Source organism: Rhizobium sp. NLR8a, from assembly GCF_019685235.1.
Taxonomy (GTDB): domain Bacteria; phylum Pseudomonadota; class Alphaproteobacteria; order Rhizobiales; family Rhizobiaceae; genus Rhizobium.
This window is the reverse complement of record NZ_JABDWI010000002.1, coordinates 270,531-287,330: the sequence shown is the minus strand read 5'-3', so window position 1 is coordinate 287,330 and position 16,800 is coordinate 270,531. Positions and strand designations below refer to the sequence as shown.

The following is a 16,800-nucleotide window of genomic DNA, read 5'->3' as shown; positions in this document are numbered from 1 at the left end:
GGACCTGCTTTCCCACTGCCCATGACCCATGCGCGCAACCGGAATCCATCTCCCGTGATAGGATTTCGCGTCTGAAATGATGTGCCGCGGCAACGGAGCACCTTCAGCTGGAGATGCGGCGCCTCTCGATATCAAGCGTCGGTTTTGCGCTCAAACCCTCTCGAGCGCGATCGCAATCCCCTGCCCGACACCGATGCACATGGTCGACAGTGAATACCGTCCGCCGGTTTCGGCAAGCTCCAGCGCCGCCGTGCCGGTGATCCGGGCGCCCGACATGCCGAGCGGATGGCCGAGCGCGATCGCGCCGCCATTGCGGTTCACCCGTTGATCGTCATCGACAATGCCGAGTTCGCGTAGCACCGCCAACCCCTGGCTAGCAAAGGCCTCGTTGAGTTCGATGACGTCGAACTGCTCCTGGATCAGGCCGAGCCGCGCCATCAGCTTGCGCGAGGCCGGGATCGGCCCTACGCCCATCACCCGTGGCGGAACGGCGGCAGATGCGCCGCCGAGGACGCGGGCAATCGGCGTCAGGCCGTATTTTCGCGCCGCCGCTCCCGAGGCGACGATCAGCGCCGCCGCTCCGTCATTGACACCGGAGGCATTGCCCGCCGTCACCGTGCCGCCTTCCTTCTTGAAGGGCGTGCCAAGTTTCGCCAGAGCCTCAATCGTCGTCGCGCGCGGATGCTCGTCCTTGTCGACGATGACGGGCTCGCCCTTGCGCTGCGGGATGGTGACCGGGATGATCTCCTTCGCCAGCCGTCCGCTCGCCTGTGCTGCCGCCGCCTTCGTCTGGCTGCGTAGCGCGAAGGCATCCTGGTCCTCACGGCTGACATGGTAGTCCTCGGCGACATTCTCACCGGTCTCTGGCATGGAATCGACGCCGTACTGCTTCTTCATCATCGGGTTGACGAAACGCCAGCCGATCGTCGTGTCGTGGATTTCGGCGGCCCGGGAAAAGGCCGTCTCGGCCTTCGGCATAACGAAGGGCGCGCGCGACATGCTTTCGACGCCGCCCGCGATCATCAGCTCCGCCTCGCCAGCGCGGATGGCGCGCGCCGCAGTGATCACCGCATCCATGCCGGAGCCGCAAAGCCGGTTGATCGTCGTGCCCGGCACCGCGACCGGCAGGCCGGCGAGCAGCGCCGACATGCGCGCGACATTGCGGTTGTCCTCGCCCGCCTGGTTGGCGCAGCCGAAGATCACGTCGTCGACGGCTTCCCAGTCGACGCTGCCGTTGCGCGCCATCAGCGCTTTCAGCGGGATGGCGCCGAGATCGTCGGCCCGCACCCCAGAAAGCGCGCCGGCGAAGCGGCCGATCGGCGTCCTGATATAGTCGCAGATGAAGGCTTCGGTCATGGCGTTTCCTTTAGAGTTTCGGGACGACGAGATCGGCCACCGGCCCCTCGAGATGGAGGGCCGCGCCGGTCATCGCCTGCAATTCCTCCAGCGACATGGCGGCAAGCTTCTCGCGCAGGACGAAACGGCCGTCGACGATGTCGATGACGGCATGGCTGGTATAGACGCGGGTGATGCAGGCCACACCCGTCAGCGGAAAGCTGCATTTCTCCACCAGCTTCGGCTCGCCTGTCTTGGTGACGTGCTCGGTGATGACGCAGACCTGCTTGGCGCCATGCACCAGGTCCATGGCGCCGCCGACCGCCGGCACGCCCTTGCTGCCGACCCGCCAGTTGGCGAGATCGCCGTTCTCCGCCACCTGGTAGGCGCCGAGGATCGCGACATCGAGATGACCGCCGCGCACCATGGCGAAGCTGTCGGCATGGTGGAAGAAGGCGGCTCCCGGCTTCAGCGTCACCGCCTTCTTGCCGGCATTGATCAGATCCCAGTCCTCTTCGCCTTCGGCTGGCGGCTCGCCAAAATTGAGGATGCCGTTTTCGGTGTGGAAGATCGCCTGGCGGCCGGGCGGCTGATAGCGGGCCACCATTTCGGGAAAGCCGATGCCGAGATTGACATAGGCGCCGTCGGCAATGTCCTGGGCGACGCGCCAGGCGATCTGCGCATTGGAAAGTTTGATGTCGTCCCTGATATCGACGGTCATGCGTAGGCCACTCCGGCTCGGATGAGCTCTTCTTCCTGCTGGGGATGGGGGACGGCGACGAGACGGTCGACGAAGATTCCGGGGGTCACCACATGCTCGGGATCGATGCCGCCGGCCGGCACGATCGAGGAGACCTGGGCAATCGTCCTGGCCGCCGCCATGCACATCAGCGGATTAAAATTGCGGCCGGCCTTGTTGTAGGTGAGGTTGCCGTGGACGTCGCCGACCTGAGCCTTGACGATCGCAAAATCGGCCTTCAGCCAGCGCTCCTGCACATAGTGGCGGCCGTCGAATTCGGCGATGACCTTGCCCTCGGCCAGTTCGGTGCCGTAGCCGGTCGGGGTGTAGAAGGCCGGAATGCCGGCGCCGCCGGCGCGGATGCGCTCGGCCAGCGTTCCCTGGGGCACCAGTTCGAGCTCAATCTCGCCGGCCAGATATTTGTCGGTGAAGGCGCGCGGATCCGAGGAGCGCGGGAAGGAGCAGATCATTTTCCGGACCAGGCCGGCATCGATCATTGCGGCGATGCCGATGCGGCCGTTGCCGGCATTGTTGTTGATCACAGTCAAGTTTTTCGGGCCCTTGTCGATCAGGGCATGGATCAGCTCGATCGGTGCGCCGGAGCCGCCGAAACCGCCGATCATGACGGTGGCGCCGTCGCCGATCTCGGAGACGGCCTGCGCCGTGCTCGCGATTGTCTTGTCCATGGGGAACTCTCCTCAGCCCTTCCTTGTCATTAGAATAGAAGGCAGCAGGAGCAGCGGCAAGATATTTTGTGCGTTATTTGACTTTTGTTCGTATATCGCACACAATAAGAAATTGAATGGAGAAGCGAATTCATGCGCGAAACCGATTTCGTCAGCGGCTTTGCCCGCGGCCTGAAAGTCATCGAAGCCTTCGGCGAGACGCGCCCGCGGCTGTCGATCGCCGAAGCCGCTAAGCTGACCGGGCTCGACCGCGCCACCGTGCGCCGCTCGCTGTTGACGCTCGCCGAGCTCGGTTATGCCGATTACGATGGCAAGTTCTTCACGCTGACGCCGAAGATATTGCGGCTCGGCCATGCCTATCTGGCGGCGACACCGCTGCCGGCGCTGTTGCAGCCGCATCTCGATCATCTCTCGGAACAGGCCGGCCAGAGCGCCTCGGCCTCGGTGCTCGACGGCACCGAGATCGTCTATATCGCCCGGGCCGCGCAGCGCCGGGTCATGTCGATCAATCTCACCCCCGGCAGCCGCCTGCCCGCCTATTGCGCCTCGATGGGCCGGGTGCTGCTGGCAGCCCTTTCCGAAAACGAGGCGCGCGCCATCCTCGCCCGCAGCGAGCTCAAACAAAACACGCCAAAGACCAGGACCGACCCGGAAGAACTGATCGAAGAATTCCGCCGGGTGCGCGCCGAGGGCTACGCCATCATCGACCAGGAGCTGGAAATCGGCCTCTGCTCGATCGCCGTCCCAATCGAAAACGACCGCGGCGAAACGATCGCGGCGATCAATATCGGCGCGCCGGCCGCCCTCGTCCCGGCCGCCGAGATGAAAGCGCGCTATCTCGAACTGCTGAAGGAAACGCAGGCCGCCTTGCGGCCGCTGCTGCGCCGGTGAAGAAGAGCCTGAAGGCGGCGCGGCCCCAGTTAAAACCGGGGCCACGTGCAATCGGTCAATGCGTCAGCTCGAGCGCGGCTGTGAGGTCGCCCAGCGGCGGCTGGCCGTTGGCGCGCAGCGCCGTGTCGCGGGCGGCAGATCGTAGCGCGCGGTGATCAGACGGATGATCGAAGTCGTATCGTGCTGGGTGTGATCGACCATGCCAGCCCTGGCGAAGGGCGAGATGACGAAGGCCATGCGGTTGCCCGGGCCCCCAGCGGTCGGCTTTCGGCGGCGCGACGTGATCCCAGAAACCGCCATTCTCGTCATAGGTGACGATGACCAGCATATGGCCCCATTGCGGGCTCTTCTCGAGATGCGAGACGATATCGGCAAGATGCTGGTCGCCGCTCGAAACATCGGCATGGCCGCCATGTTCGTTGAGGTTGCCCTGCGGCTTGCAGAAGGAGACGGCCGGCAGCTTGCCGTCGTCGATATCTTTCAGGAAGGCCTCGCCGGCCAGGCCGCCATCCTTCAGATGTTCGGCACGCGCCGGGGTGCCGGGGGCGAAATTGGCGAAATAGTTGAAGGGCTGGTGGTGGAACTGAAAGTTCGGCACCGGCGTGACGTTCTTGCCGTCAAGGGCCGCCTGCCAGGCGCCGCTTTACCAGGCCCAGCTGACGCCCTTCAGCGACAGGAGATCGCCGATGGTGGTTTCATGTTGCGGCGGCAGGGTCGTTGCCGCATTGGGATCGGCATAGGCTGGATCGCCGTCCTTGGCAGCGCCGAGGCCTTCGCCCGGGCCGAGACGCTGACCGCACTCGGCCGCAAACTTTTCTCGGATCCATCGCTGTCGGCCTCCGGGCTGCAGACCTGCGCCTCCTGCCATGACCCGGCGCATGCTTTCGGCCCGGCATCGGCCGCGCCGGTCGAATTGGGCGGCGAGCATATGGACCGGCCGGGCCTGCGCGCCGTTCCGACGCTGCGCTACCTGCAGGCCGTGCCCGCCTTCACCGAGCACTATTACGATTCCGAGGACGAGGGTGACGAAAGCGTCGACAACGGCCCGACCGGCGGCCTGACCTGGGACGGCCGGGTCGATCGCGGCGCCAATCAGGCGAAGATCCCGCTGCCCGCCCTTCGGCCGGAAACCCGGTGATGCGCCCGCACTGACCGATCCCGAGATCGACGACATCGTCGCCTTCCTCGGGACGCTGACGGATGCCGATCTGCAGCCCGAGGCGAACGGGCACTGACGCAATCGCTGAATAGGCTGAAGGTTCTAACAATTTCCGACGTATCGGGGTCGAGTCAAGCATGGATTTCAGCACCAAATGGTGCTATTTAAGCGTCAGAATAGGGAACTGGACGATGCGATCGACTATCAACCTCGACGACGCTCTCATGCAAAAAGCCAAGGCCCTGACCGGCACAAAAGAAACTGCCGCTCTCGTCCGCCAAGCGTTGGAGACACTTGTCCGGGTGGAATCCGGAAAACGCCTCATCGCGCTCGGGGGAACCATGCCGGAGGCAGAGGCAGCCCCACGACGCCGGAGCGCCGTGGCCAAGTGATTCTGGCGGACACTTCGATTTGGATTGATCATTTCCGCCATGCCGATCCAGAGCTGCGCAAGATTATCGAGGATGATCGTCTCCTGTGCCATCCGGCTGTGATTGGCGAGTTGGCTCTTGGCAGCCTTCGCAATCGCGGTAGCGTTATCGCTTTCCTCGCGGCCCAACGCGAAGTCGCCGTCGCCACACACGACGAAGTCATGGTGATGATTGATCGCCACAACATTTTCAGCATGGGCATTGGCTATACGGATGCCCATGTGCTGGCCTCGGTCCTCCTTGATCGGCGAGCAGCCCTCTGGACCAGAGACAAGCGTCTGCAGGGAGCAGCCGGAAAGGCGGGCGTTTCACTATACACCCCGGTCGATAGGCGCAGCTAATTGCCGACACTTAGTTTCGTGCCCGCCTCTGCTTGCGTTTTGATTTTCACCGAGCGCAATCAAGGCAGCCTGCGCCTGCTGGCCAGGGATCGCGCGCGCCTAGCGCCCAAATGACTTTGACCGCGAGAGCTCGAGCTTCGTCAAATTCCAGATAAGCTGGAACCCACAAGCAAGCTTGAGACAACGCTTCTATAGCTTCCGGCGCTTTCAATTCAGCCAAAGCGGATACGACATCCTCATGTTTAAAATGAGTATCCTTGCGCAGCAATTGTTTAAGAAGATCCAGACTCTCCTTGGTAAAACCAAATTGAAGCCAACAATCAAAGCGCATTCCGTGTGAAGGATGCCGGACAGGCCCGCATTCTGGCGATTCTCCAGGGCGAGTATGCTACAGCACAAACCAGACTGCCCTTGGAGCGGCTCTATTGTCTCGAAGACACGATAGCCCAACTGGCTGCGAGTCGTGGACTGATAGACTGAGAATTGAAACGCGTTTCGTGACCGTTGCTTGAGAACATGCATCAATGATTTATATGCTATCATTGATGAATGGAGGCAAAATGGCCAGCATGACGATCCGCAATCTGGATAAGGGATTGAAGCAGCGGCTGCGCGTTCGCGCCGCGACGCATGGCCGTTCCATGGAAGATGAAGCACGCGATATTCTGCGTACGGCACTTGCGACCCCGAGCCGGCAGCGCGCAACCTGGCCGAGATCATTCGCGCCCGCCTGCAGCCGGTCGGGGGAGTTGAACTCGAAATTCCACCCCGAGAGCCGATCCGCGACGCGCCGGACTTCGACGCGTGATCATTCTCGATACCAACGTCGTTTCGGAACTGCTCACGCCGGCGCCGACTGCGGCTGTCATCGACTGGCTGGGCGCACAACATCCCTCATCGGTATTTACGACAGCGGTCACCGAAGCGGAAATTCTATATAGCTTGCGCCTCCTCCCTCCCGGTCGGCGCCGAAGTGATCTCGAGGCGGCGGTCCTGCCGATATTCAATGAGGATCTCAGTAGCCGTGTCCTGCCATTCGATCGTGACGCGGCAGATGTCTACGCCATCATTGCCACCGATCGTCGCAAGGCCGGCAGGCCGATCAGCCAGTTTGACGCACAGGTCGCGGCGATCACCATCTCGCGCGGCGCTTCACTCGCTACCCGCAATGTGTCCGATTTCGAGGGAATTGGCTTGCAGATCATCAATCCGTGGAAGTATCGTTGAGCCAGCATCGAATGCAACTCGTATAATCCAGTCCTGGTCGGCCCAACTATCCCTTGATGCATCATAATTTCCGATATACATCATTACTTCGGAAATTATGGGGAAGTGATGGAACGCTCGTTTTTAACGATCGCCGCCGGCGAGAATAGTGAGGCCATTCGGGCTCTTTCGGCGCCGGCGCGGATCGAGATCTTGAAGCTGCTCTGCGCCAAGGGACCGCTCAACATCAACGATATCGCCCAGACGCTTTCCCTGCCGCAATCCACCGTCGCCACCGGCATCCAGATCCTCGAGGATGCCGGGCTGGTCGATTCCAGGCTCGCCAAGGCGCGCAAGGGCAACCAGAAGATCTGCTCGGCGGTCTATAGCGAGATCCTGATCAGCTTCGAGGAAAGTGCGGCGCAGCGGGCCAACAATATCATCGAGGTCGAGATGCCGGTCGGGCTCTATACGAGCTGCGACGTGCATGCGCCCTGCGGCCTCTGCTCGACCGAAAGCGTCATCGGCCCGCTCGATGTGCCCGACTATTTCCTCGACCCACAGCGCATGCAGGCCGGGCTCGTCTGGTTCGGCAGGGGTTATGTCGAGTACAAATTTCCAAACAATGCCAAGGTGTTGAACAAGGAAATCCGGGCGATCGAATTTTCGCTGGAGCTGTCGTCCGAGGTGCCGGGCACCAATCCGGACTGGCCGTCCGACATCACGCTCTGGGTCAACGGCATGGCGATCGGCACCTGGACCTCGCCCGGCGATTACGGCGACAAGCGCGGCGCCTTCACCCCGGCCTGGTGGAAGCTCGAGGGTTCGCAATACGGGACGATGAAAACCTGGCGGATCTCGACGCGCGGCACCTTTATCGACGGTATCGCCGCATCGAATATCACGCTCAGCGATCTGGCGCTTGGCCAGCATTCCTCGATCCGGCTGCGCGTCGGCATCGCCGAGAACGCCGGCCATACCGGCGGCGTCAATATCTTCGGCCGCGGCTTCGGCAATCACGGCCGCGATATCATCATGCGGCTGCATGTGTGAATTTATAATATCGGATATCCTGATTTAAAAATTGCATTTATTTCCTATTTCAGTAGCCGCTAAATTTAGGCAAGTTATTGTATCTTAACATCTTTCATCCGGATAAGCATTAGTATGATTAAATCAGCCTCTCGGTTGACATCACCACATTCCTGATATCAAGTTAGAGGCACGAAAACAAAAATCCTGATATATAAACGGGGAGGATCCGTTGAAGACGAATGTCGTTGCCCACCGCGATTTTCGCATCGCGACCATTGACGCCAGGCTCTACAGCTCGTTTCTCGAGCATCTCGGCAGAGCGATCTACGGCGGCATCTACGAGCCCGGACATCCGACCGCGGACGAAGACGGCTTCCGCCGCGACGTGCTCGATCTGGTGCGTGAGCTCGACACGCCCTACTGCCGTTATCCCGGCGGCAATTTCGTCTCGGCCTATAATTGGGAAGACGGCGTCGGCCCGCGCTCGGAGCGGCCGGTGCGCCTCGACCTTGCCTGGCGCACCCGCGAAGCCAACCAGGTCGGCGTCAACGAATTCGTCGACTGGTGCAAGAAGGCCAATACCAAGCCGATGCTCGCCGTCAACCTCGGCTCCCGCGGCCTCGACGCCGCCCGCAATTTCCTCGAATATTGCAATCATCCCGGCGGCACCTATTGGTCGGACCTGCGCCGCAAGCACGGCTGGTCCAATCCGCATGATGTCAAACTCTGGTGCCTCGGCAACGAGATGGACGGCCCCTGGCAGGTCGGCCACAAATCGGCCTATGAATATGGCCGGCTGGCGGACGAGACGGCAAAAGCCATGCGCGGCTTCGACAAGTCGCTCGAGCTCGTCGTCTGCGGCTCGTCGAATTCCGACATGAAGACCTATCCGCAATGGGAGGCCGAGGTTCTCGACCAGTGCTATGACAGCGCCGACTACATCTCGCTGCACATGTATTTCGCCAACCGCGAGAAGAACACGCTGAACTACCTCGCCCGGGCAACGAAGCTCGACCGCTACATCACCACGATCGGCGGCGTCATCGATTACATCAAGGCGAAGAAGCGCTCGAAGAAGACGATCGGCATCTCCTTCGACGAATGGAACGTCTGGTATCATTCCAACCAGCAGGACAAGGAAATCCTGGCGCGCGATGAGTGGCCGGATGCGCCGCATCTGCTCGAGGACGTCTATAATTTCGAGGATGTGCTGCAGGTCGGCGGCATCCTCAACACCTTCATCCGCCGCTCCGACCGGGTGCGCATCGCCTGCATCGCCCAACTCGTCAACGTCATCGCCCCGATCATGACCGAGGATGGTGGTGCGGCCTGGCGCCAGACGATCTATTATCCCTTCTATTACGCCTCGCGCTATGGCCGCGGCACGGCGCTGCAGCTCGTCGTCGACGGCCCGAGCTATGACAGCGACGAGGAGAACGAGGTTCCCTATCTCGATGTCTCGGCCGTGCATTCCGAGGATGGCCGGACGCTGACCTTCTTTGCCGTCAACCGCCATCCGGACACGGCGCTCGATCTCGACGTGCGGCTCGAAGGTTTCGGCGGCGCCCGCCTGATCGAGCAGGTGGAGATGACCCATGGCGATCTCGAAGCCGTCAACACGGCGCGGCGGCCGGAGACGGTCGTGCCCGCCAAGGTCGAGAGCGCCAGGATCGAGGATGGACGGGTGCGGGCGGCGCTGAAGCCGCTGTCCTACAACGTCATCCGGCTGTCGGTGTGACGGCCGCCGCCGGGTTAAGCCCCGGCTGAAGTATCGGCTCCCTGCGAGGAGGCAGGCAGCCGGACGGATGGTTCGCCGAAGACTTAACGGCTCTGCCAAGTCACTTCTGCGAACCGACAACCGCGACATGCCCCTGCGTGCCTCGAAGGCCGCCGCATCGTCGCTTACAAGGGAGGAGTTCATGCAAAAGTGGAAGAGGTTTGCATTCGGCTTCGTGCTGGCCACGCTCGGTCTGACCGGTATGGCCATCGCCGAAGACTACACCTCCTTGCCGCGCAAGGAGACGCTCATCGTTGAAAATCCGGAAGGGACGATCAAGAATCCCGGCTGGTTCAACATCTGGGTCAATGGCGGCGGCGGGGTTTCGACCGGGCTGCAGCAGCTGACCATGGATACGCTCTGGTATATCGACCCCGAACAGGGGCTTGGCGGCGCCGCCTGGGACAATTCGCTCGCCGCCGACAAGCCGCAATATAATGCCGACTTTACCGAAATGACCGTGAAACTGCGCAAGGGGCTCTACTGGAGCGACGGCGTGGAGTTCACCGCCGATGACGTCGTCTATACCGTCAAGACGCAGATGGATCACCCCGGCATGGTCTGGAGCGCGGCCTTCTCGGTGCAGGTGGCCAGCGTCGAGGCGACCGATCCACAGACTGTGGTGTTCAAGCTGAAGAAGCCGAATTCGCGCTTCCATGCGATCTTCACCGTGCGCTGGAACGGCGCCTGGATCATGCCGAAGCACGTGTTCGAGAAGGTCGAAGATCCGCTTCGCTACGATTTCGCCAATCCCGTCTCGCTCGGCGCCTACAAGCTGAAGGCCTACGACCCGCAGGGCAAATGGTATACCTGGGAGAAGCGCGACGACTGGCAGCGCACCTCGCTTGCCCGCTTCGGCGAGCCGGCCCCGAAATACGTGACCTATACCGATCCCGGCCCGCCGGATAAGCGCACGATCGCCCAGCTCGAGCACAATCTCGATATCATCCACGACAATACGCCGGAGGGCATGTTCACCCTCAAGGAGAAGTCGAAGACCATCGACACCTGGTTCCCGGGCTTCCCCTTCGCCCATCCCGATCCGACGCTGCCGGCCGTCATTTTCAACACCCAGGAAGCGCCGTTCGACAAAGCCGATGTGCGCTGGGCGCTGGCCCTGCTGATCGACATCAAGGCCGTCGACATGGCGAGCTACCGCGGCGCGGCGACGCTTTCCGCACTCGGCGTGCCGCCGACGGCGGCGACGATGAAAGACTATCAGGCGCCGATGCAGGATTGGCTGAAGGATTTCGAGATCGATACCGGCAAGAGCAAGATCAAGCCCTATGACCCGACAGTGGGGCAGCAGATCGCCGATATCCTGCGCAAGCAGCCGAAGTTCAAGGACCAGATTCCGACCGATCCGGAAGCGATCAGCGGTGCCTTCGGCTACGGCTGGTGGAAGCCGAACCCGAAAGCGGCCGGTGAACTGCTGGAGAAGGCCGGCTTCAAAAAGTCAGGCGGCAAATGGCTCACCCCGGATGGACAGCCTTTCAAGATCCGGATGACGGTGGAAGGCGACACGCGCTCCGTCTTCACCCGTGCCGGCACGCTGATTGCGCAGCAATGGGCGGCCTTCGGCATCGACGCCAAGGCCGTGCCGGCCGCGAAACTGTGGCAGACGGCGCTGCAGCCCGGCGATTTCCAGGTGGCGATCGCCTGGAGCGTCGAAACCTGGGGCGGCGATCCCGACCTTTCCTTCTTCCTCGACAGCTGGCACTCCCAGTTCGTCGCCAAGAAGGGCGAGGTTCAGCCGCCGCGCAACTGGCAGCGCTGGTCCAATCCGGAGCTCGACAAGATCATCGAGAGCATCCGCGGCATCAGCGCCGACGACCCCAAGGGCATGGAGCTCGGCAAGGATTATCTGAAGCTGGTCGCCCGCGAAATGCCGACGATCCCGCTGATGTCCTATAACGTCTTCACCTCGATGGATACGACCTATTGGACCGGTTATCCCACCATCAAGGACCCCTATACCGATCCGGTGCCGAACTGGGCGAATTCGCGGCTGATGATGGTCAAGCTGAAGCCGGCTCAGCCGCAATAACCCTCCCAACGCCGGCGCGTAAGCCACCGCGCCGGCCCCCTCATCGGCGGGCATGTGCCTCGGTTGCCATGCTCGTCGATCCTTTCAAGAAAGGAACCAGAGAGGAACTTCCGCCTTATGACGCCCTATCTGATCTTTGTGCTGAAGCGGTTTGGTCAGTTTCTGCTCGTCGTCTTTCTCGGCGTGACGATCACCTTCTTCGTCACCCACCTGACCCCGATCGATCCGGTCGAAGAAAGCATAGGCGCCATCACCCAGATGGGTCAGTCCGATCCCAATGCGATCGAGCTGATGCGCCAGTCGCTGCGTGAGCTCTACGGCATGCAAGGCTCGATCTGGGAGCAATATCTGCATTTCTGGCTTCGGCTGGCGACCGGCGATCTCGGCCCCTCGCTCTCGGCCTTTCCGACCCCCGTCTCCACCATCATCCTGCGCTCGCTGCCCTGGACGATCGGCCTGATGACGGTGTCGACGCTGATCACCTTCGTGCTCGGCAATGCGATCGGCGCGCTTGCGGGCTATTACCGCAAGGACATGGTGCTGAAGGCCGTCAGCCTCGTCTTCATCGCGATGCTGCCCATTCCCTATTACATCCTCGCTTTCGTGCTGCTCATCGTCTTCGGCTTCATCTGGCCGGTGCTGCCGATCAATGGCGGCTATGAGATGAACGCCAATCTCGACCTCTCCTTTGCCCTCGTCCTCGATATCCTCAAACACTCGATCCTGCCGGCCTTGTCGCTGATCCTGGTCGGCGCCGGCAGCTGGCTGATCGGCATGCGGGCATTGGTTTCCAACATCATCACCGACGACTATGTCGTCTTTGCCGAGCTCGGCGGCGTGCCGAAGGGCAAGATCCTGCGCTCCTACATCGCCCGCAACGCCATGGTGCCGCAATTCACCGGGCTTGCCATGTCGCTCGGCGCGATCTTCAACGGCACCGTCATCACCGAAATCGTCTTCGGCTATCCCGGCATCGGCAATCTCTTGATCGAAGCGGTGCATGCCGGCGACTACAGCCTGGTGCTCGGCCTCAGCGCGCTGTCGATCGTCGGCGTCGCCGCCGCCGTCTTCATTATCGACGTGCTGAGCCCGCTGATCGATCCGCGCATCAAGGTGGAATAGGCCATGTTTACCATCATCCGCGACCTCGCCCGCCAGAACATGGAATTCCTCTGCGGCCTGCTGCTCTTTGCCGTCATCGTCGGCCTGGTGATCCTGTCCTATTTCTCGCCCTATGGCGCGACCGACATCTATCTCCTGCCGCCCGATATGCCGCCGGACGGCGAATATTGGCTCGGCACGACATCGCGCGGCCAGGACGTGTTCTGGCAGCTGACGACCGGGCTTCGCAACACCCTCTATTTCGGCATCGGCGTCGCCTTTCTCTCGCGCATCATCTCGCTCGTCGTCGGCCTGGTCGCCGGTTATGCCGGCGGCACGGTGGACCGGGTGCTGATGGCGATCAACGACAGCGTCATGGTCATCCCGCAATTTCCGCTGCTGATCCTGTTCTATTTCGTGCTGAAGGACAACATGACCTGGGTGGCGCTGATCGTCATCATGGCCTCGCTCGGCTGGTCCTATGATGCGCGGCTGATCCGCTCCGTGGCGCTCGGGCTGAAGAGCCGGCCGTTCACCACCCAGAGCGTCTATTCCGGCATGACGATGCGCAAGATCCTCGTGGAGGAGCACCTGCCCTATGTGCTGCCGATCGTCTTTGCGACGACGATGAACAACATGATCTGGTCGATCGGCATGGAGATCACCCTTTCGGTGCTGGGCTTCACCGACATCGAGACGCCGACCATGGGCATGATGATCTACTGGGCCAATGCGCATTCGGCGCTGATCTCGGGCATCTGGTGGTGGGTGGCCGCCCCCGTCGCCGTCATCGTCATTCTCTTCCTGGCGCTCTTCCTGCTCTCCATGTCGATGAACGAATACAATGATCCGCGCAGCCGGCTCAACCGGATGGGAAATTAGCATGGAGAACCTGGTCGAAATCGACAAGCTGAAAGCCTATTACCGCGCCTTCCTCTATGGCGTCGATCGCGAGGTGCGGGCCGTCGACGACATCAGCCTGACGATCCGCCGCGGCGAGGTCTATGGCGTCGCCGGCGAATCGAGCAGCGGCAAGACGACGCTGATCAAGACCATTGCCGGCGCCATCCGGCCGCCGCTGCGGGTCGTTTCCGGCAGCGTCAAATTCCACTTCGGCGGCGGCACCCAGGATCTCTATGCGATGACGCCGGAGGAGCGCGTGGCGCTGCGCTGGAAGCATCTCTCCTATATCATGCAGGGCTCGATGAATGTGCTCAATCCGGTGCGCCGGATCCGCCATTCCTTCACCGATTTCGCCTTCCGCCACATGAAGGTGAGCAAGCCGGTGTTTTTCGAGAAGGTCGCGAACCACCTGCAGCGGCTGAAGCTCGATCCGCAGCTGCTCGACGCCTATCCGCACGAACTCTCCGGCGGCATGCGCCAGCGCATGACCATTGCGCTCGCCACCATCCTGACGCCGGAATTCATCATCGCCGACGAGCCGACGACGGCGCTCGACGTCATCGTGCAGCGCGACGTCCTGTCGATGATCCGCGACATCCAGCGCGAGATGGGCTCCTCATTCCTGTTCGTCACCCATGATATGGGCGTGCATGCGACCGTCTCCGACCGCATCGGCATCGTCTATGCCGGGCGGCTGGTGGAGGAGGCGCCGACGGCGAAGCTCTTCAGCGCGCCGCTCCACCCCTATACCCAGCATCTCGTCGGCAGCCTGCCGAAGATCGGCGACCCCACCACCCGGCCCTCGCTGGAGGGACGGCCGCCGAATCTCGCCATGCCGCCGGAAGGCTGCCGCTTTCACCCGCGCTGCCCGAAGCGCATGGAGATCTGCTCACAGAAGGTTCCGCCCTTGGTCACCGTCGCGCCGGAGCGGCGGGTGGCGTGTTTTGCGGTTACGGGGGATCAGGTGTGACTCTGCTTAGCCTCTCGCATGTGACGAAAATCTACCGCCAGGGCGGCATGCTCGGCCGGCGGCTGATCGCCGCCGTCAAGGATGTCAGCTTCGAGATCGGCGACGAGCCGGAGATCCTCTCGATCGTCGGCGAATCCGGCTCGGGCAAATCGACGGTGGCGGCGATGATCCTCGGCCAGACGGAACCGACCGAAGGCGAGCTGCAATTCGCCGGCAAGACCGTCGCGATCCACAGCCGGGCCGAACGCAAAGCCTTCATGAAGGAGGTGCAGCCGGTGCTGCAGAACCCCTTCGAAGCCTTCAACCCGCTGAAGCGGGTGGACCGCTACCTCTTCGAGACCGCCCGCAATTTCTCCGCTGGCGGCAAACGGCCGGACCGGCGGGAGGTGGAGAAGATGGCCGATACCGCCCTCCACCACGTCGGCCTGACGCTGGAAGAGGTGAAGGGCCGCTTCCCCCACGAACTCTCCGGCGGCCAGCTGCAGCGCGTCGCCATCGCCCGGGCGCTGATCCCCGAGCCGCGCCTGCTGGTGGCCGACGAACCGGTCTCGATGGTCGACGCCTCGCTGCGCATGGCCATCGTCAACCTCTTCGGCCGGCTGAAGAACGAGCTCGGCCTTTCGATCATCTACATCACCCATGATCTCGCGACGGCTTATTATGTCAGCGACAATATTATCATCATGCGCAAAGGGGAGATTGTTGAACGCGGGCGGGCGCGGGCGGTGTTGGATGATCCGCAGCATGCGTATTCGCGGGCGCTGAAGGATGCGGTGTTGGCGGCGGATTTTGGTGCGGTGGGGTAGTTCGCCAGGAGCTGATATTTATTTCCCTGTTGTCAGAAGCCCGGATTTTTCAACATGCGCCTGCCCCGGTGGCAGGATACGGACATTTCCCGCCTTCTCGTCGTATTGGACCCACGCCTTTTTATGCAGCGCCTCAATGACCTTCCGCTTGAAGTCGGTCCGATTCTTATATTCGACCCATGTTTGTAATTGGGCAATGGTGATTGGTGTGCCTTCGGCGTACAGTAAGATCATCACCTTTTCGCCCGCCGACCTGGCAGGTTCCAGAACTCGCCGCACATCGCCACTCGCCCATACCATGTGGAAGTTACGGGCAGTGACTGCTTCAACAACAGCATGGGAGTCATCGAGCGGTAGTTGAGAATAGTTGCGGACGAACTCGCCCATGATCCACTTCATACCTCGCAAGAAAAATTCCGCGTCCATGTGATTAGGACTGACCTCAGCAGACACATGACCTATAGCTCGGTTGTTGCGCAGTTCATAAAGCGCCGCCAAGACCTTTGGCACCTGCATGCAAAGGGAGCGTCCCTTCGTCCCGTTATGCTGTTCTAGGTCGCGACAAGCCTGAGGGAAGTTGGCGGGTTTGAAAGGCGACGACGAATAGGCACCACTAACGTAACCAGCGCAAACGCAATAAGCGATTTCACAGAACTTTCCAGCCTTCAAGCCGACCTTTTCCCAGTCGGCCGCACGGTATTCGTCTAACGCTTGCTCGAACTCTTCGAGTAGTGGATCGCTGAGCGGGGAGGGGATTGCCTTGAGTGCTTCTTTGAGGCTTGGCAGGCTCACTTAGTCCCGATCCCAATAATATTTCCAGGAACCGTTCCCTTCTTTGGTTCGCTGGATCTGGCCGCGCTCAAACAGTCCCGTCAAAGCTGCACCTACTTGATTACTTTTGTGCGTCCAGCCTTTGCCTTTGAGACCAGCAACTATGTCTGCGCCACCCCGGTGTTCCTTGAAAAATCCATCAGCTTTGAGGCTGATGATCCTATCTGCACACGACTGTCCTTTAGGCGGGGCTTTGACCCCACGTTTCTTAGCCCGAACTCTTGCTTGCTCATCCACTGCAGGGTCATCGCTTGACACGATAGGGGCGTCATCCCGCGAACTATTGTCGGCCTCACCCTGTGGGCGGCTGCCAAATCCGGCTTCTTCAATCAGAGGAAACAGCTTTGCAAGCAACCCTTCGACAAACTCTTTCTCGCCTTCAATTTCAATTACGCCCGAAGGCGCGTCGATGTGGACCCGATTCGTCAAGTTGACCTCCGCCTAGATATGCTCTGCATGATTGCGCGAAAAAGGTTCGGTATTCAAGGTGCTCTGATGAGAGCTGGCTCAAATATTGAGCACTTTGTAAAGCGCGAAGACGC

17 protein-coding genes and 3 pseudogenes are annotated in these 16,800 nt (G+C 61.3%); 13 read left to right on the top strand and 7 right to left on the bottom strand.

Going from position 1 to position 16,800, the window contains the following annotated elements:
- Positions 1-150 precede the first annotated feature (150 nt).
- The 3 genes from pcaF to HJC04_RS04580 are packed head-to-tail and all read right to left on the bottom strand — an operon-like array spanning position 151 to position 2,760.
- Positions 151-1,356: a 3-oxoadipyl-CoA thiolase gene (gene pcaF / locus HJC04_RS04590; RefSeq protein ID WP_210632237.1), complete on the bottom strand. Its 1,206-nt coding sequence runs from the start codon at positions 1,354-1,356 to the stop codon at positions 151-153.
- 10 nt (positions 1,357-1,366) lie between these two features.
- A complete protein-coding gene (locus HJC04_RS04585; protein ID WP_210632236.1) occupies positions 1,367-2,056 on the bottom strand; it encodes a CoA transferase subunit B in 690 nt (229 codons plus the stop codon).
- A complete protein-coding gene (locus tag HJC04_RS04580; RefSeq protein WP_210632235.1) occupies positions 2,053-2,760 on the bottom strand; it encodes a 3-oxoacid CoA-transferase subunit A in 708 nt (235 codons plus the stop codon). The genes HJC04_RS04585 and HJC04_RS04580 overlap by 4 nt, the downstream gene beginning before the upstream one ends.
- Positions 2,761-2,892: 132 nt before the next feature.
- Between HJC04_RS04580 and HJC04_RS04575 the strand changes: the two genes are divergently transcribed.
- The gene (locus HJC04_RS04575; protein ID WP_210632234.1) at positions 2,893-3,651 is read left to right on the top strand and encodes an IclR family transcriptional regulator; all 759 of its coding nucleotides are present in this window, start codon (positions 2,893-2,895) and stop codon (positions 3,649-3,651) included.
- 55 nt (positions 3,652-3,706) lie between these two features.
- Here HJC04_RS04575 and acpA read toward each other — a convergent pair.
- Positions 3,707-4,411, bottom strand: a pseudogene (gene acpA / locus HJC04_RS04570) (acid phosphatase); the annotation flags it as partial.
- Here acpA and HJC04_RS04565 point away from each other — a divergent pair.
- The 3 genes and pseudogenes from HJC04_RS04565 to HJC04_RS04555 form a co-directional block, all read left to right on the top strand.
- Positions 4,406-4,762 (top strand): annotated as a pseudogene (locus HJC04_RS04565) (cytochrome c peroxidase); the annotation flags it as partial. The pseudogenes acpA and HJC04_RS04565 sit on opposite strands and share 6 nt — an antisense overlap.
- Before the next feature lie 239 nt (positions 4,763-5,001).
- On the top strand, positions 5,002-5,202 hold the full coding sequence (locus tag HJC04_RS04560) for a type II toxin-antitoxin system VapB family antitoxin (protein ID WP_210632655.1): 201 nt from the start codon (positions 5,002-5,004) through the stop codon (positions 5,200-5,202).
- On the top strand, positions 5,199-5,582 hold the full coding sequence (locus HJC04_RS04555) for a type II toxin-antitoxin system VapC family toxin (RefSeq protein WP_221123299.1): 384 nt from the start codon (positions 5,199-5,201) through the stop codon (positions 5,580-5,582). Before HJC04_RS04560 ends, HJC04_RS04555 begins: the two co-directional genes overlap by 4 nt.
- Positions 5,583-5,628: 46 nt before the next feature.
- On the opposite strand, the gene HJC04_RS04550 is transcribed toward HJC04_RS04555, so the two are convergent.
- A complete protein-coding gene (locus HJC04_RS04550; protein WP_221144974.1) occupies positions 5,629-5,913 on the bottom strand; it encodes a hypothetical protein in 285 nt (94 codons plus the stop codon).
- Between the two features lie 229 nt (positions 5,914-6,142).
- Between HJC04_RS04550 and HJC04_RS31585 the strand changes: the two are divergent.
- The 9 genes and pseudogenes from HJC04_RS31585 to HJC04_RS04510 all read left to right on the top strand — a co-directional run bounded on the left by HJC04_RS31585 (position 6,143) and on the right by HJC04_RS04510 (position 15,427).
- Positions 6,143-6,390, top strand: a pseudogene (locus tag HJC04_RS31585) (FitA-like ribbon-helix-helix domain-containing protein).
- Positions 6,387-6,809 carry a type II toxin-antitoxin system VapC family toxin gene (locus HJC04_RS04545; RefSeq protein WP_221144972.1) on the top strand — a complete coding sequence of 141 codons (423 nt, stop codon included), beginning with the start codon at positions 6,387-6,389 and terminating at the stop codon, positions 6,807-6,809. Before HJC04_RS31585 ends, HJC04_RS04545 begins: the two are co-directional and overlap by 4 nt.
- A 108-nt stretch (positions 6,810-6,917) precedes the next feature.
- A complete protein-coding gene (locus tag HJC04_RS04540; protein WP_221144970.1) occupies positions 6,918-7,841 on the top strand; it encodes a transcriptional regulator in 924 nt (307 codons plus the stop codon).
- A 211-nt stretch (positions 7,842-8,052) separates the two neighbouring features.
- On the top strand, positions 8,053-9,561 hold the full coding sequence (locus HJC04_RS04535; protein WP_221144968.1) for an alpha-N-arabinofuranosidase: 1,509 nt from the start codon (positions 8,053-8,055) through the stop codon (positions 9,559-9,561).
- Between the two features lie 181 nt (positions 9,562-9,742).
- Entirely contained in the window at positions 9,743-11,647 is a 1,905-nt protein-coding gene (locus tag HJC04_RS04530) for an ABC transporter substrate-binding protein (RefSeq protein WP_221144966.1), read from the top strand.
- A gap of 117 nt (positions 11,648-11,764) precedes the next feature.
- A complete protein-coding gene (locus tag HJC04_RS04525) occupies positions 11,765-12,769 on the top strand; it encodes an ABC transporter permease (protein ID WP_168296525.1) in 1,005 nt (334 codons plus the stop codon).
- A gap of 3 nt (positions 12,770-12,772) precedes the next feature.
- Positions 12,773-13,630 (top strand): ABC transporter permease, encoded by an 858-nt coding sequence (locus HJC04_RS04520; protein WP_221144963.1) that lies wholly within the window; start codon positions 12,773-12,775, stop codon positions 13,628-13,630.
- Between the two features lies 1 nt (position 13,631).
- Positions 13,632-14,621 (top strand): ABC transporter ATP-binding protein, encoded by a 990-nt coding sequence (locus tag HJC04_RS04515; RefSeq protein WP_221144961.1) that lies wholly within the window; start codon positions 13,632-13,634, stop codon positions 14,619-14,621.
- 47 nt (positions 14,622-14,668) lie between these two features.
- Positions 14,669-15,427, top strand: coding sequence for an ABC transporter ATP-binding protein (locus tag HJC04_RS04510; protein ID WP_221145224.1), 759 nt, complete (start codon positions 14,669-14,671; stop codon positions 15,425-15,427).
- 18 nt (positions 15,428-15,445) lie between these two features.
- Here the strand turns inward: HJC04_RS04510 and HJC04_RS04505 are convergent, their stop codons facing one another.
- Both HJC04_RS04505 and HJC04_RS04500 read right to left on the bottom strand, forming a co-directional pair.
- Entirely contained in the window at positions 15,446-16,219 is a 774-nt protein-coding gene (locus HJC04_RS04505) for a hypothetical protein (RefSeq protein ID WP_221144959.1), read from the bottom strand.
- On the bottom strand, positions 16,220-16,687 hold the full coding sequence (locus HJC04_RS04500) for a hypothetical protein (protein ID WP_221144957.1): 468 nt from the start codon (positions 16,685-16,687) through the stop codon (positions 16,220-16,222). It abuts the gene before it with no gap.
- Positions 16,688-16,800: the final 113 nt, after the last annotated feature.

Excerpts from the sequence above, each read along its gene's own strand:
- HJC04_RS04510 (WP_221145224.1), top strand. The coding sequence starts at position 14,669 with ATGCTCGGCCGGCGGCTGATCGCCGCCGTCAAGGATGTCAGCTTCGAG.
- HJC04_RS04575 (WP_210632234.1), top strand. The coding sequence starts at position 2,893 with ATGCGCGAAACCGATTTCGTCAGCGGCTTTGCCCGCGGCCTGAAAGTC.
- HJC04_RS04530 (WP_221144966.1), top strand. The coding sequence starts at position 9,743 with ATGCAAAAGTGGAAGAGGTTTGCATTCGGCTTCGTGCTGGCCACGCTC.
- HJC04_RS04585 (WP_210632236.1), bottom strand. The coding sequence starts at position 2,056 with ATGACCGTCGATATCAGGGACGACATCAAACTTTCCAATGCGCAGATC.
- HJC04_RS04580 (WP_210632235.1), bottom strand. The coding sequence starts at position 2,760 with ATGGACAAGACAATCGCGAGCACGGCGCAGGCCGTCTCCGAGATCGGC.
- HJC04_RS04540 (WP_221144970.1), top strand. The coding sequence starts at position 6,918 with ATGGAACGCTCGTTTTTAACGATCGCCGCCGGCGAGAATAGTGAGGCC.
- HJC04_RS04550 (WP_221144974.1), bottom strand. The coding sequence starts at position 5,913 with ATGCGCTTTGATTGTTGGCTTCAATTTGGTTTTACCAAGGAGAGTCTG.
- HJC04_RS04560 (WP_210632655.1), top strand. The coding sequence starts at position 5,002 with ATGCGATCGACTATCAACCTCGACGACGCTCTCATGCAAAAAGCCAAG.
- pcaF (WP_210632237.1), bottom strand. The coding sequence starts at position 1,356 with ATGACCGAAGCCTTCATCTGCGACTATATCAGGACGCCGATCGGCCGC.
- HJC04_RS04525 (WP_168296525.1), top strand. The coding sequence starts at position 11,765 with ATGACGCCCTATCTGATCTTTGTGCTGAAGCGGTTTGGTCAGTTTCTG.
- HJC04_RS04515 (WP_221144961.1), top strand. The coding sequence starts at position 13,632 with ATGGAGAACCTGGTCGAAATCGACAAGCTGAAAGCCTATTACCGCGCC.
- HJC04_RS04520 (WP_221144963.1), top strand. The coding sequence starts at position 12,773 with ATGTTTACCATCATCCGCGACCTCGCCCGCCAGAACATGGAATTCCTC.